This is a genomic window from Barnesiella sp. (assembly GCF_022723415.1).
In the GTDB taxonomy this organism is placed as follows: domain Bacteria; phylum Bacteroidota; class Bacteroidia; order Bacteroidales; family Barnesiellaceae; genus Barnesiella; species Barnesiella intestinihominis.
Genome location: NZ_JAIJHU010000016.1, coordinates 36,968 through 52,380, shown reverse-complemented (window position 1 = coordinate 52,380; position 15,413 = coordinate 36,968). Strand labels below are relative to the sequence as shown.

At 43.1% G+C, this 15,413-nt stretch carries 12 protein-coding genes; 3 read left to right on the top strand and 9 right to left on the bottom strand.

All coding sequences use genetic code 11. The annotated features are described in order from the left end of the window. The 3 genes from QVD32_RS05120 to QVD32_RS05110 all read left to right on the top strand — a co-directional run. On the top strand, positions 1 to 681 hold a 681-nt coding region (locus tag QVD32_RS05120; RefSeq protein ID WP_287710159.1), incomplete at its 5' end, for a S9 family peptidase. Continuing rightward, positions 606 to 1,298: an ABC transporter ATP-binding protein gene (locus QVD32_RS05115; protein WP_287710158.1), complete on the top strand. Its 693-nt coding sequence runs from the start codon at positions 606 to 608 to the stop codon at positions 1,296 to 1,298. The genes QVD32_RS05120 and QVD32_RS05115, both read left to right, overlap by 76 nt. A 2-nt stretch (positions 1,299 to 1,300) precedes the next feature. Beyond that, positions 1,301 to 2,074, top strand: a complete 774-nt coding sequence (locus QVD32_RS05110; RefSeq protein ID WP_021899655.1) for an ABC transporter permease — start codon at positions 1,301 to 1,303, stop codon at positions 2,072 to 2,074. Here the strand turns inward: QVD32_RS05110 and QVD32_RS05105 are convergent. The 9 genes from QVD32_RS05105 to QVD32_RS05065 all read right to left on the bottom strand — a co-directional run bounded on the left by QVD32_RS05105 (position 2,071) and on the right by QVD32_RS05065 (position 15,410). After that, a complete protein-coding gene (locus tag QVD32_RS05105; protein ID WP_021891378.1) occupies positions 2,071 to 2,802 on the bottom strand; it encodes a phosphatase in 732 nt (243 codons plus the stop codon). The genes QVD32_RS05110 and QVD32_RS05105 overlap by 4 nt on opposite strands. 222 nt (positions 2,803 to 3,024) lie before the next feature. Beyond that, on the bottom strand, positions 3,025 to 3,318 hold the full coding sequence (locus QVD32_RS05100) for a PG0541 family transporter-associated protein (RefSeq protein WP_008861810.1): 294 nt from the start codon (positions 3,316 to 3,318) through the stop codon (positions 3,025 to 3,027). 70 nt (positions 3,319 to 3,388) lie between these two features. Next, positions 3,389 to 6,526 carry an efflux RND transporter permease subunit gene (locus QVD32_RS05095; RefSeq protein ID WP_021891379.1) on the bottom strand — a complete coding sequence of 1,046 codons (3,138 nt, stop codon included), beginning with the start codon at positions 6,524 to 6,526 and terminating at the stop codon, positions 3,389 to 3,391. A 46-nt stretch (positions 6,527 to 6,572) separates the two neighbouring features. Then, a complete protein-coding gene (locus QVD32_RS05090; protein WP_021891380.1) occupies positions 6,573 to 7,589 on the bottom strand; it encodes an efflux RND transporter periplasmic adaptor subunit in 1,017 nt (338 codons plus the stop codon). Positions 7,590 to 7,622: 33 nt separating this feature from the next. Continuing rightward, a complete protein-coding gene (locus tag QVD32_RS05085) occupies positions 7,623 to 9,092 on the bottom strand; it encodes a TolC family protein (RefSeq protein WP_021891381.1) in 1,470 nt (489 codons plus the stop codon). A gap of 36 nt (positions 9,093 to 9,128) precedes the next feature. Next, a complete protein-coding gene (locus QVD32_RS05080) occupies positions 9,129 to 9,740 on the bottom strand; it encodes a TetR/AcrR family transcriptional regulator (RefSeq protein WP_008861806.1) in 612 nt (203 codons plus the stop codon). 247 nt (positions 9,741 to 9,987) lie between these two features. Continuing rightward, entirely contained in the window at positions 9,988 to 10,773 is a 786-nt protein-coding gene (gene lpxA, locus QVD32_RS05075) for an acyl-ACP--UDP-N-acetylglucosamine O-acyltransferase (RefSeq protein WP_021891383.1), read from the bottom strand. Between the two features lie 19 nt (positions 10,774 to 10,792). Next, positions 10,793 to 12,199, bottom strand: coding sequence for an efflux transporter outer membrane subunit (locus QVD32_RS05070; RefSeq protein WP_021891384.1), 1,407 nt, complete (start codon positions 12,197 to 12,199; stop codon positions 10,793 to 10,795). A 31-nt stretch (positions 12,200 to 12,230) separates the two neighbouring features. Then, on the bottom strand, positions 12,231 to 15,410 hold the full coding sequence (locus tag QVD32_RS05065) for an efflux RND transporter permease subunit (protein WP_021891385.1): 3,180 nt from the start codon (positions 15,408 to 15,410) through the stop codon (positions 12,231 to 12,233). Between the last annotated feature and the right edge of the window lie 3 nt (positions 15,411 to 15,413).

The following is a 15,413-nucleotide window of genomic DNA, read 5'->3' as shown; positions in this document are numbered from 1 at the left end:
AGCCAATTCTGGTCTTACCGTTGGAATCTGCAATTAATGGCTGCCAACGGATATATCGTTATCGCACCCAACCGTCGGGGTCTCTATGGATTCGGTCAAGAATGGCTCGAACAAATCAGCGGAGACTACGGTGGCCAAAACATGAAAGACTATTTCAGTGCGACCGATGAAATGAAAAAAGAACCGTTCATCGACGGCGACCACATGGGCGCAGTTGGCGCCAGCTACGGAGGATTCTCGGTCTATTGGCTGGCCGGACATCACCAAAAACGATTCAAAGCATTTATCGCCCACGCAGGTATCTATAACCTCGAACAACAATATGTAGAAACCGAAGAAATGTGGTTTGCCAACTGGGATATGGGCGGAGCTCCGTGGGATAAAAAGAATGCCACGGCACAACGTACGTTCGCTACATCGCCGCATAAATTCGTAGACCAATGGGACACCCCCATACTCATCACTCACGGAGAATATGACTTCCGCATTCTTGCCTCTCAAGGTATGTCGGCGTTCAACGCAGCCAAACTGCGAGGAGTTCCGGCAGAAATGCTCATCTTCCCCGATGAAAACCACTGGATATTGAAGCCTCAGAACGGCGTACTGTGGCAAAGAATTTTCTTCCGTTGGCTCGACCGTTGGTTGAAGCCGCAAGCTACAACTACCGACCAACAAAAATGATCGAATTCGACAACATAACTTTCATTTATGACAACAAGCCTCTGATGCAACACTTCTCGTGTTGCATCAGCTCCGGCGAGAAAGTGGTGCTTTACGGACCTTCGGGACACGGTAAAAGCACCCTTCTTGCTTCGGTAGCCGGCTTTGTTTTACCAGACGAAGGCTCTGTCCGTATAAACGGTAAAATCCTCGACAGCGTTGCCATACAACAAATACGACGGATAACCGCATGGTTGCCCCAAGAGTTCACTCTTCCGTTTGAAACAGTCGAAGAACTGATCGCAGCCCCTTTCAGGCTAAAAATAAACCAACCGTCGAGACCTACGAAAGAAACTATCCTGAATCATTTCGCAAGACTCGGACTGGAACCCGAACTGTATGAAAAACGCTCTATTGAAATATCGGGAGGACAGCGCCAGCGCATTATGCTGATGATAACGGCTTTGTTAAACAAAAAAATCGTTCTTTTGGACGAACCTACCTCGGCTCTCGATCCCGACTCTATTTCTCTTATCATCGATTACATTCACGCCATGCGGGAAACAACCGTAGTGATGGTGTCGCACGACACTCGCTTCATAGAGGCGTTCGACCGAAAAATATACATCGGAGACTGATTATGGAAACAATAAATATCGGATACGGACACATGGCTTTGGGATTTCTGTTATTGATAATCCCTACCTATTTTCTCTACCGTTACCGTACCGGTTTGGTAAAAGACACGCTTATTGCCGCGCTACGTATGACCGTACAACTCTTCCTCATCGGATTTTATCTCGAATACCTGTTTTTATGGGATAAACTGTGGATAAATCTGTTATGGATATTGCTCATGATAATCATAGCTTCATCGACCGCACTGAAACGAACCCACTTACCCGTACGAACTTTATTCATGACTGTTTCCGTTGCATTTCTCGTCTCACTACTCATCATAGACTTTTACTTCTTAGGCTTAGTCGTTCGCCCGGAAAAAATCTTTACCGCCCGATATTTCATTCCCATCAGCGGTATGATTTTAGGCAATATGCTATCGGCCAACGTTATCGCTCTCAATTCGTTTTACGGCTCTCTAAACAGAGAACGACAATTATACCTTTATCTGTTGGGGAACGGCGCATCTCCCAGCGAAGCCCTAACCCCCTTCATGCGTGAAGCCCTCATCAAATCGTTCAACCCCACGATCGCATCAATGGCTGTCATGGGACTTATCGCCCTTCCGGGAACTATGACCGGACAAATTTTAGGAGGCAGCAGCCCGAGCGTAGCCATCAAATATCAAATCATGTTAATGATAACCATTTTCGCCTCTTCGCTCATATCGGTTTTGCTCACCCTATGGATTTCCCGTAAGAAAACATTCGATAAATACGGAATGACGAAATTCTAAACGAGCATTTCCTCCCGGTTGCGTTTCAATCGAGCTTTGAACACATCGGGCTTATCATTGAGAATAAGCTCTTCGGGAAACTCAGTCTCCACCAACAGAGGATACAGCCATCTGTAATCGGCGATGGAAAAAGAGATATGGGCATCACTCCCCAAAATGACAGGTTGCTCATAACGTTTGCACAAACGCAGGATTTCCAAATTATTTTCTCTCGCTTTCTCCTTATGGCGATATGGATTGAGAGAACTGTTGTTTATTTCCAACAACACCCCGTTCTCTTTGGCAGCCAGCACTAACGGTTCAAAAAACAGATTGGCCGTACCGTCACCGGGGTGACTGATAATGTCGATATGACCATTACGTATAGCACCTTCCACAGCCGATGTATTCTGCTCGACCGTTCCCGGCCGATAACAAAGCGAATGAAGTCCGGCTATGCGAATATCCAAAAACTTAAAATATTCCTCTTCCAAGTCGAGAGAACCTTCATAATCCACTATATTTATCTCGGCACCTAATAAGAGTTCCACCCCATACATCAATCGCGGGACCACCGGTAAATTCCTAAAATATATGGGTGAACAAGTTCCCGGAATGCCACCCGTGTGTTCTGTAATACCCAATATTTGCAGGCCTTTATCGGCCGCCGTGCGAACCATCTCCTGTAAAGTACTGAAAGCATGTCCGCTAGCAACCGTATGAGTATGTACATCGAGAAGAATTTTCATAACAAACAAAATTAAAGGATTTACAAAGGTACACGAAATCGGAGGGACGTGCAACTTTTGAATTTCAGAAACGGTCTTTTCCAAAAAAGAAAGAAAATTGTACCCTCCAAAACGGCACAAACAAATTCACGAAAAGACTTATCTACCTTTATGCAGAAGAGGCTGCCCCATTTTTTATCTTGGGACAGCCTCTTTCATGTTTCTATTTATTTCAAATCCGGCTCAAATTGCTTGCTCTATATTCCAGACAAAGGCCCGTAGACCAAGCTGGGGAGTAGCCTCGTCCATCTGATGCAGTTTTTCCAACAGTGGCTCTACTTTACTATCCTCGACAACGGTTATAATGGCAGAACACATGGAAGGCCATGCATGACTGCCATAGTGGGGTTCCCCTGTTTTGGAACCACGTCCTCTCATCTGTTCGAAATAAGAGAACCCCCGACAAGAGAGTTTATCCAACAGTTCGATAATTCGCACATAGTGAGCTTGATCAAAAGTGATAAGAACAGATTTCATATCGAATTATATTTTTAGTGTTCTGTTTTCCTTTTCCCAGAATCGGAAAAGGAAAACAGAACATTTTGATTTAGTTATTAGAATTTATCTTTACATCTTGAAGCAGCCGTTCGTGATGTTTCTTGCGTTTGCGCTTCACACCGACAGAGGCAAATACACAATAAAGTACAGGTATGAGAATCAATGTCAAAATCGTAGATACTGTCAAACCACCGATCACCGCCGTACCCATCGGCCTCCACATTTCAGAACCTTGCCCCGTACCGATAGCCATAGGAACCATACCTAAAATCGTAGTTAAAGTCGTCATGATTACAGGACGCAAACGAGAATGTCCACCTGTTACAACGGCTTCACGTATTCCCATACCTCTTTCCCGGTTCAACGATATATAGTCGATAAGCACGATACCATTTTTCACCACAATACCAATAAGCATTATCGCACCGATCAACGACATCACATTCAACGTATTGCCCGATAACCACAGGGCCAAGAACACACCAGAGAATGCAAAAGGCAACGAGAACATAATGATAAACGGATAGGTCAATGACTCGAATTGGGCAGCCATTACAATGAACACCAAAATCACGATGAGATACATCAAAGTAAATAAGTCGCCAAAAGAATCCTGTTGATCCTCATAAGTACCGGACAATTGTATACTGATACCCGAAGGAAGCGACATTTGGTCTATTTTTTCCTGAGCCGCAGCAACAACATCGCTCATCGCAGCTCCCGACAGAATAGCCGAGACCGTATTGATACGCTCACGGTCTTTACGGTCAATCGTCGGCGGGGCAAACCGCTCTACGACCGTTCCTAATTCTTTCACACGAACGCCTTTTCCCTGAGCATTATAAACGACAATATTTTCTATGTCATCTATCGACGTACGATATTCGGGAGCATACATTACTTTAATATCATATTCCTCTCCTTCCTCACGGAACTGGGAAGCCGTAGCTCCATTAATACGATTTCTTAAATAAGTAGCAGCTGTCGCCAAGTTAAGACCATTAAGAGCCAATTTCTCCCGGTCGAAATCCACTTGATACTCAGGCTGATAATCGGAACGACTAATACGAACCTCGCTGACACCCTTTATATCCCGGAGTAAAGCAGAGAGCTGAGCCGCTACACTATCGGTCTCTTCGAACGAATAACCATAGATTTCGTAATCAAGCATGGTCTCACCACCCATAGCCGACATACCACCACCTAAATTCACTTGCGATTTCTTAATTTCGGGATATCCCGCCAAATCTTTACGCATCAAATCACAAATCTCCGACAGTGTTCTCTTCCGTTCTCCCGGATCACTCAAACTGATATTAAAGGTCAAAATATGAGAACCGTTCTTACTCATCGAAGCAAAGGTATTGTCTGTACTGGCCTGTCCTGCCGTAAAGTTACAAACTTCAATTTCGGGATATTGTTCCATCCATTGATTATACAACCGCATACCTATCTCTTTGGAAATTTCAGTACGCGTTCCAATAGGTAATTCCACGATTACCCCTATACGCCCATTATCCTGAGTAGGCATAAACTCCGTTCCCACGAACCGAACCAAGAATAAACTGAGAACAAAGAAAGACATACACGAAATAATAACTATCGTGCGGTGTCCTACCGCCCAATGCAACAGACGTGCATAGGCATTGTCGAAACTGTCCAATCCTCTCTCAATGGGACCGTAAAGTATCTTGAAAGCCTTAGATTGTTTCGGTTGCAACTTCAACATACGAGAACAAAGCATGGGAGTCAAGGCCAAAGCGCACACGATAGAAATAACCATAATGATGGTTACCATCCAACCTAATTGTTGGAAAAGAACTCCGGTCATACCTGTCACCAATGTCAACGGGAAGAACACGGCGATAAGCGTCAACGTAGATGCCACCACAGAAAGTCCCACTTCATTCGTTCCATGAACGGCGGCCTGCATCGGCTCACTTCCCCGCTCGATATGATTCGTCACATTTTCAAGTACCACAATAGCATCATCGACCACCATACCGATAGCGATCGAAAGAGAAGAAAGAGAAATAATATTCAACGAATTTCCCGTAGCCGCCAAATAAATGAACGATGCTACCAAAGATATAGGTATGGTAATGACGATGATAACAGTAGCTCTCCACCGACCCAAAAACAGGAATACCACAATCGACACAAAGATTAATGCCAAAATAACGGTTTCGAACAACGTATCAATCGTGTTCCGAATATTATCCGAAGTATCGACAATCACACCTAACTTCACATCGCTCGGCAAATTTTTCTGTAATCTAGGCAGTGCTTCCATAACGGCATCGGAGATTTCCACAGAGTTCGCCCCCGACTGTTTCTGGACGATAATCATCGCCCCTTGTACTCCATTGTTATAGGTTTCTTGCGCCCGCTCTTCGACTGAATCGTGTACGACGGCGACATCTCTTAAATAGATTGTCTTTCCACCGAAATTACCGACTACGATATCGTTCATTTGCGCGGCGTCGCTAAACTCCCCTTGCACACGCAATGAATAAGTTTCCGAACCGACATCAAACGTACCTCCCGGTATATTCCTATTTTCAGCGCCAATAACCGACGAAATAGCTTCGATGCTGAGATTATAGGCTTCGAGTTTGACCGGATCCACATAAACCTGTATTTCTCTTTCGGGAGCACCGCTGATAGAGACAGAACCGACTCCACTGATACGCGCCAAAGGACTGGCGACGTTATCATCGAGGATTTTATACAGTGCCGGCATACTTTCATTCGCCTGAACAGAAAGCAGCACAATGGGAATCATATCGGAACTAAATTTGAAAATAATGGGATTTTCCGCCTCATCGGGCAGTTCCGATTTTACCATATCCAATTTATCGCGCACATCGTTCGTCAGTACATCTATATCTTCACCGAACTCAAATTCAAGGGTAATCAACGATATATTTTCTTTCGACTCCGAAGTAATGTGCTTCAAATCGCTCACCGCATTCAGTGCATTCTCCAACGGACGAGTAAGGTTATTCTCTATATCGGCAGCACTGGCTCCGGGATACGCTGTCATGACCATAATCGTATTGGTCTCAATATCGGGATAGAGGTCAATAGGCAGCTTTGTAAGGGAAAAGATACCTAAGATAGCCACTGCGACAAAGCACAATGACGTCATAATTGGCTTCTTTACCGAACCTTCATATAGACTCATATAATTTTTCTTTAATGTGTGAATAGTTTAATTAGGTATCTTAAAATCACTCTGCAATTTTCACAGAGGCTCCATCTTTCAATCTGGATTGACCGGCGATCACAACTTCGGCTCCATTCTCTACACCAGAAATCAATTCATAAGTTTTGTCTATATGACGCCCTAACTGAACTTGATTAAACGACACTTTCCCGTCTTTATATACATAAACGAATCTATCGCCAGATCCGGAACGTTTTACAACGGCTTGATCGGGAACAACAACTCGATCGACATCTCCAAAGTCGATATTGACGCGGGCAAACATGCCCGGACGGATACGGCTATCGGTATTGGGTATATTGATCTCGGTCACAAATGTGCGGGTGGTTGCATCTACCGTGGGGTGTATCAAGGATACTTTTCCCTTGAAAACTTCATTGCCATATACCTCGACATTTACATCGACCGGCATACCTACCTTAACTTTCGTGAAATCGCTTTCCGACACATTGACCAACACTTTTACAGGCTGTATCTGCATCACCGTTAAAATAGCTCCACTGGCCATATCGCCATTATCAAAATTACGTGCAGTCACCACACCGTTTACGGGACTTAGCAAAACCGTATTTTCATTTAAATTTTCATAAGCGGTCTTGGTCGTCTCATATTGCGTACGCAACTGATCTACTTGCTGCTGAGAAGCTCCGCCTACGGCAAAAAGCTCCTTTACACGGTTATACTCCAACTCCAAATTGTCCAACTGTAACTTCTGCTGAGCTAAATTGGCTTGATCCAAATCTACCAATTTTTGTCCGGCATAGACTTTATCACCGACTTCTACATATATTTTTTTGATACGATTGGGAACAGACGAACTAATCAAATTGCGCTTATAGGGCTCTACCGTAGCTGTATATGAAACGACCTGCGGAACAGCCTGCTCCATAACCTTAGCAATTTTCACAAGTTGAACAGTTTCTTCCTCAACTTGTTCGACAGTCTCCTTCTGTCCGGAACAAGCGACAAACGACAAGGCCGCACAAACAGCCATTACGTTAAAAAAATGATTTCTTCTCATATATTTATTTTCTTATATTATTCTATGAATGGGTTACTTATCTTGCTTTTCCACTTGTTTATATTGTTCCAAATCGGTATTTCCCAGTAGCAATTGCAAATCGGATTTTGCCGCCAAGAAATCGTATATGGCTTGATTATAGGAGAGACGGGAGTTTGTCAATGCCAAGTCGGCATCATTAAGCTCTACAAAGGTAGCAGAACCGATCTCGAAACTTTTTTGCATGATGGAATATGCTTTCTCGGCTTGTCGAACACCTTCTTTATTGGAAGCAATCTGTTTTATAGATTTCTGGATATTATCCATCGACATTTGCACTTGCATCGAAAGAGAGTTTACCAAGTTATCTCGTTGTAGTCCCAACTGCAAGACATTCGATTTAGCTTGTTTTATTTTAAAGTGACGAGCCCCACCTTGAAATATCGGCAACGATAAAGAAAGTCCTACCGTAGAATAGGGATTCCATCGGAAGTCATCAAACATACCGCCATAACTCATCGATATCCAATTATAATTGGCTGTCGCCGATAAGGTGGGAAACCAAGCCATGCGTTGTACGTCGACTGCCTTTTTCAAATAGGCCGTTTGTAAATCCAATTTACGCAAATCGGTATTTTGTTCAAGCGAGGTATCGATATTCAAAGTCTCTTCATACATGGATGCCTCATAATCGTCTAATTTGTCGGTCACTTCTATATCAACCGTCATATCCATACCCATCAGAACCTTCAATTGAAGTTTACTCAATTTGACGCTGTTCTCGGTTTGCAATAATGTAGGTTCGAGATTACGGACTTGCACCTCGGCCCTTAACACATCGTACTCCGAAGCTGTTCCCTGTTCAAACTTATTTTTGTAATCCCTTGCATTTAACTTGGCATTGTCATAACTCATTTTGATAACATCATAGGAGTTTTGCGCCAACAACAGACTATAATATGCCTTCTCTACTTGATTAACCAAACTCAACCGAGAGGAACGAGCTGCTTCTACCGCTTGTTCGACATCGGCACTCGACAATTGAACGCTTTTCCACAATTGGGGGGCGATAATCGGCAACGAAGCACTAAATCCTACCGAATAGGTATTGTCCGTACCGACTTTCATTCCATCGGAGGAGCTAGTTCCTCCCCCAAGATCAGGAGCCTTGAATTCGGGGTGCAATTGGGACATGGCATTAAACACCGGATCAAACATAGCTCCTACGTTAAAGGCTTTTGAATCCATGTACATAGTCTGCTTCTCTATCGTGCGACTGTATGAAGCAGAAGCATCGATTCGAGGAAACAGACCCGCAATAACTTCCTTTTTGGAATAATCTTTCTTCTCTATTTCCACATCGGCAACCTTTATAGTTGGATTCTCATTGAGCGCTATACCGATAGCTGTTTTCAAATCGAGAGTTACCGATTGAACTTTCTGTTCCTGAGCCCAAGATATTCCGGGGAAAAGGAACAGCATCAACATAGCACCGACTCGGTGCATGATCGTCATTTTGTTCATACGTCTTTTTTCATCATTAAAGTTTTTACCATCTTTTTATCTATTCTCCTCAAAAAATTCATCTGTATATTTTACTCCCTCCGGAGTAGCTATTCCTCGAATAAAGCTCTTAAATATCGTTTCAAAAATCTCGGTAAAAGTATATTTAGAATTAAATATTTGATCTGATTTTTTTAAAAGTTCAAATTGAAAAGTCAATAGCGTCGCTACAATCTCCATATTGATATCGGCTCGTATCACACCTTCACCGACACCTTCTTTCAATAAATCGACCGTAGCTTGTTTATGGCATTCCTTATCATTCTCATACTTATCATTAACTCTCGGATAATATCGTTCCATATCCACAAAAAACATGGGGCTTGTATTCCGCATGAAACGGAGGATATCTTCATAAACATTCAACAACAAATCAATCACATTCTTTCGATTGGCAAAATATACCTCCAACCGAGCCCTTCTTTCCATTTCCTGACTTTCCAAACAAGCCAATAATAACTCGTTCTTTTCCTTGAAGTTTTCATAAAGAGTCCGTTTCGAGATACCTAATTGAGACGCAATCATATCCATTGTAACAGATTTAATTCCGTTACACAAAAACATACGGGTTGCCTGCTTGATAATTCGTTGTTGTAACTCTGTATTCATAATAATTATCCCATTATTGCGGCAAATGTATAGAAAACTTTGGAAACCAAAATAGTTTTCACCGCTTAATTATGTGCTATTTCGTTAATAAAAACAAACACTATTAGACTTAGGCGATCCAGAAAGCACATAATTATATAATAATCAAATATTTATATATTTAAAATAAAAAAAAAGAGAATAGGCATTTATAAAAAGAAACCCCGGTTAAAAATAACCGGGGTTTCTTTCAGTCTACTTTTCTACTTTATTTTTCTTCTCCATAGGTAGCAATTATACCCATTTTCGAATCTTCTATAAAAGATAGAATATAATCAATTTCGGGACTTGGCTCCACCACTTCTTTAATACGAAGCACTGCATTTTCAAGACTAGTACCCGACTGATATATCTGTCGATAAGCCAAAGCGATATTCTCGATAGTAGCCTCACTGAATCCTCGCCGTCTAAGAATAAATGCATTTATTCCCTTATATGTAATGGGATTATGTGCAGCTAAAATATACGGAGGTATATCTTTACCCGTACGGCAACCGCTTTTCACCAAAGTCCAGCTACCTACCCGACAGCGCTCTTTCACGATTACACGTCCGGCGAGAATTGCTTTACTATGAATATGACACTCTCCCGAGAGGTCGCAATCGATACCTAAAATGCAATCGTCGTCCACACGGCAGTCGTGTCCGATACGTGTTCCTTTCAACAGACAAATTCTATTTCCAATGACAGTTTCTCCTTCGGGAGTCGTAGCTCTATTGATGATAACATATTCTCGAATCATATTATCGTCCCCGATAGACAACCGGGTAGCATCGCCTTTATAATGGAAATCCTGCGGCTCGGCGCCCAAAATAGCACCTTGAAAAACCCGATTGTTTTTTCCCATGACAGTTCCCGCCAAAACACTGGCGTATGGATATATCACACAATTGTCTCCAATGACAACATCTTTATCGATATAAGCAAAGGGGTGAATCGTCACATTGTTCCCAATCACCGCTTTGGAATCGACGTACGCTAACGGACTAATCATAGTATATTATTTTTAATTTTTACTTCGTATTTTCCTCTATTTCCCGTCCTCCGCCTAAGGCATGATACAAACTGACGACAGCGACCATGCATTGATACGAATCGGAAATCTGGGACAACTGGGCATTCAACAACGACTGTTGAGCCGTAAGGACTTCGAGATAGGTCGAAGTACCCAGCTTCATCAACGACTCGGTAGCTTCAACAGCTCTTTCCAAAGAAGCAACCTGCCGATTTCTATTTACAAGAGTTTCCTTTGTCGTTTGAATTTGATAAAGAGCATTGCTTACCTCTTTTCCTGCATTAAGGATTGTCTGTTGGAAATTAATAGCAGCCATCTTCTGCTGAGCTTTGGCAGCTTTCAGATTCGCGACATTACTGCCATGATTGAATATCGGTTGTACCAACGATGCAGCCGCAGACAGCAACACTTTTCCGGGATTAACGATCATGCTCCCGGCAGAGTTGGTCCATCCGGCAGATCCCGAAATTACCAAGTTGGGATAAAAGGCAGACCGCGCTATATTCGTAGTATAATATGCCGCAGCCAACGAGAGCTCTGCCGACCGTACATCGGGACGATTGGAAAGTAATTGAACCGGGACTCCCACTTGTAACATTTCGGGGAGTTTCTGGTCTTCAAACGTTCCTCTCTCGATCGATTGGGGCGCTTGATAAAGCAATGTGGACAAACTGTTTTCCGCTTCTCTTATCTGTTGCCGCAAAGCCGGTATCGAAGCCGCAATCATATAGCTATTCGCTTCACTTTGCGCTACCGCAGCTTCATTTGTCATGCCTCCAATCTTCATCGCTTTTATCGTCTCCACGCTCTTTTCCCACAACAAAGCGGTCTCTTCCGTAACAGCGAGTTGCTTATCGAGCATCAACAAGGTGTAATAACCATTAGCTATGGTAGCGATAATCTGTGTACGAACCGCTTGTTCATACGCTTCGCTTTGCATTAATACAGCTTTTGCATTGCGTTTTGAATTCAGCACTCTTCCAAATATATCGATCTCCCAACTTGCCGTAACCGGCGCATTGTAAGTCCATGAGGCTTTGCTACCATCGAAACTACTTACACCGCCTTGCGGAGTCAAATTCAACGTTGGCAAAAACGCCAAGCGAGCGGCATTGAAACTAGCCTGAGCCGCTTCTACTTGCAACATGGCACTTTGCAGATCGCTATTTTTTTCTAATCCAATGCGTATGAGATTCTGCAATATCGTGTCGGTAAAGACTTCTTCCCACGGCAAATTCCCCATATTCAAGGAATCTGCCGCAAGGGTATCGCCTGCCGCGACAGTATCTCGGAACAAGCCTTCTACATCGACATCGGGTCGATGATATTTATTATATATGTGGCAGCTATTAAACATAGTGAGCATAGCTAAACCACACACGGTATATAAAAGAATTCGTTTCATATATTCTCTGTTTTATAGAGTTACCTCAAATTTATTTGGAATATTGTTCAATCTCCGAAATAACCTCCGAATTATCAAGATCGTTCCATTTAAGAGGTTTAATCTTTTCTTGAATAATCTGGAAGACAACGAACAAAGCCGGAACAATAAATATCTGACATATCATACCGATGAGCATACCTCCCACGGCTCCGGCTCCCAGAGTGCCGTTACCGTTAGCACCTACTCCACTGGCAAACATCATAGGCAACAAACCGATAACCATCGCCAATGACGTCATCAAGATAGGACGCAGACGGGCTGCCGCTCCATCGATGGCCGCATTGATAATAGGCATACCCGTACGACGACGATCCAACGCAAACTCTACGATAAGAATCGCATTCTTCGCCAACAAACCGATAAGCATAATCAAAGCGATTTGCAAATAGATATTATTCTCGACTCCCATCATCAATGCAAATATAAAGCTACCGGCCAATCCAAACGGTATCGAGAGGATTACCGAAAGCGGCAAAATGTAACTTTCGTATTGAGCACTTAACAACAGGTAAACAAATACCAAGCACAACATAAAGATAATAGCTGTCGTACCACTGCTCGAACCCTGCTCTTCACGGGTCATACCCGAGAACTCATATCCATAACCTACCGGCAATGTTTCGGCGGCGACTTCCTCGATAGCTTTAATAGCTTCACCAGAACTATATCCGTCGGCCGGATTACCGTTAATAGTCATAGCCGTAAACATATTGAAACGCTTGATATTATCGGGACCATATACCTTTTTCAAGGTAATGAAATTGGTAATCGGAGCCATCTCTGAACCATTACGAATTTTTATGTTGTTCAGACTTTCGGGATTGGCCCGAGCACTCGGTTCTGCTTGTATCATGACACGGTACAATTTACCGAAACGGTTAAAGTTAGAAGAGTACATACCTCCCAAATAACCTTGTAGAGCCGCCAGCACATCGCTCGGGCTAATACCGGCCTGTTTACATTTGGCGACATCGACATCGACCATATACTGCGGGAACGAAGGATTAAATGTCGTCGAGGCCATCGCTATCTCCGGTCGCTTCATCAGCTCAGCTAAGAAATTTTGAGCGACTTCATAAAAATGATCCAGCGAACCACCGGTCTTGTCCTGCAAGTTCAACTCGAAACCATTACTGATACTGTACCCCGGAATCATAGGCGGAGCAAAACACAATACACGGGCATCCTTTATTTCCGTAGCGAACTTCATATAAAGAGTCCCGATTACAGAATTGGCATCCATACCTTTTCCGGTACGTTCGTCCCAATCTTTCAATTTCACGATAAAAGAGCCATAGGTATTCCCTTGTCCACCGATAAAACTGAATCCTAAAATTTGTGTACGACTTTTTACTGCCGGATGAGTAGCGATAATACTATCTACCTCCATAAGAATTTTCTCCGTACGTTCCTGAGAAGTTCCCGGCTGCAAATCGGCTGTAATCATTATCGTACCTGTATCTTCATTCGGGACAAGTCCCGTAGGAGTGATGTTCATTAAAATAACCAAGACAATAACTCCTACGATAACTCCCGCAAACGAAAGTTTTTTATGATGGACAAAATGGGTAACCCCATTTTTATATTTGGAGAGCATCGTGTTGTATGCTGCATTAAACGCTATATGAAAACGATCGATAAACGATGTTTTTTTATTTTCATGTCCGTCTTTATTGTGAGGTTTCAATAAAATAGCACACAAAGCCGGACTCAGCGTCAATGCGTTGATCGCCGAGAAACCAATGGCAAATGCCATCGTGAGACCGAACTGCCGATAGAATGTTCCCGAAGTTCCCGGCATGAAACTTACCGGAATAAACACCGACATCATCACCAACGTAATCGAAATGATAGCGCCAGAAAGCTCGCGCATGGCATCGATAGATGCTTTACGGGGTGACTTATATCCTTGATCCAACTTAGCATGGACTCCCTCGACGACCACTATGGCATCATCGACCACAATCGCAATGGCAAGAACCAATGCACAAAGAGTCAACAAGTTCAAACTAAATCCCATCAAATACAAGGCAAAGAACGTACCGATCAACGACACCGGAATAGCGATAGCGGGAATCAACGTCGAACGGAAATCTTGCAAGAAGACATACACTACAAAGAACACCAAAATAAAGGCTTCGATAAGGGTCTTGATTACCTCGTGAATCGAAGCAAACAGGAAGTCGTTAGCATTCAAAGTCGTTTCGATTTCCATTCCGGGGGGAAGGTCTTTCTTTATATCTTCCAACAAATTTGTAATATCGCCGATAATTGCAGTGGCATTGGATCCGGCAGCCTGATAGACCATCGCACTTACCGCATTATGCCCGTTCTGGAAGTTTTTAAACCCATAGGTCAACCGACCTAATTCAATATCGGCAACATCTTTCAAGTACAAAATTTGCCCATCGTCGTTTGCTCGTATCACCATATTACCAAACTCCTCAGGGGTTTGTAAACGGCCTTTATAGGTCAAAACGTATTGGAACGATTGATTTCCCTGATCTCCGAACTGACCGGGAGCGGCTTCGATATTCTGCTCAGCCAAAATACCTGCAATATCCGCCGGCATCAAACCATATTGCGCCATAACATCGGGTTTCAACCAAATACGCATAGAATAGTCTGTCGCCATAACATCGGCAGCACCGACACCAGATACACGCTGAATTAAGGGGAGGACATTAATTTTTGCATAATTTTCAAGGAACTCCAAGCTGTACCGGTCGTCGGGACTGAACAGAGAGAATACCATCAACATACTCGTCTGACGTTTTTCGGTAATCACACCCACCCGCGTTACTTCTGCCGGCAACAGATTTTGAGCCTTAGCAACCCTGTTCTGCACATTCACGGCAGCCATATCGGGATCGGTTCCTTGCTTAAAATATACGTTGATCGACGCCGATCCTGTATTGGTTGCCGTAGAAGTCATGTATAGCATGTTTTCCACACCATTTATGGACTCTTCCAACGGAGCTATAACACTATTCAATATGGTTTGAGCGTTAGCTCCTGTATAAGTTGTCGAAACTTGTATAGTAGGAGGAGCAATATCTGGATATTGCGTAATCGGTAAAAATACAAGTCCTATAACACCCAGTATGACCATAAAAATGGAAATAACGGTCGATAATACCGGGCGGTTGATAAATCTATCTAACTTCATAAT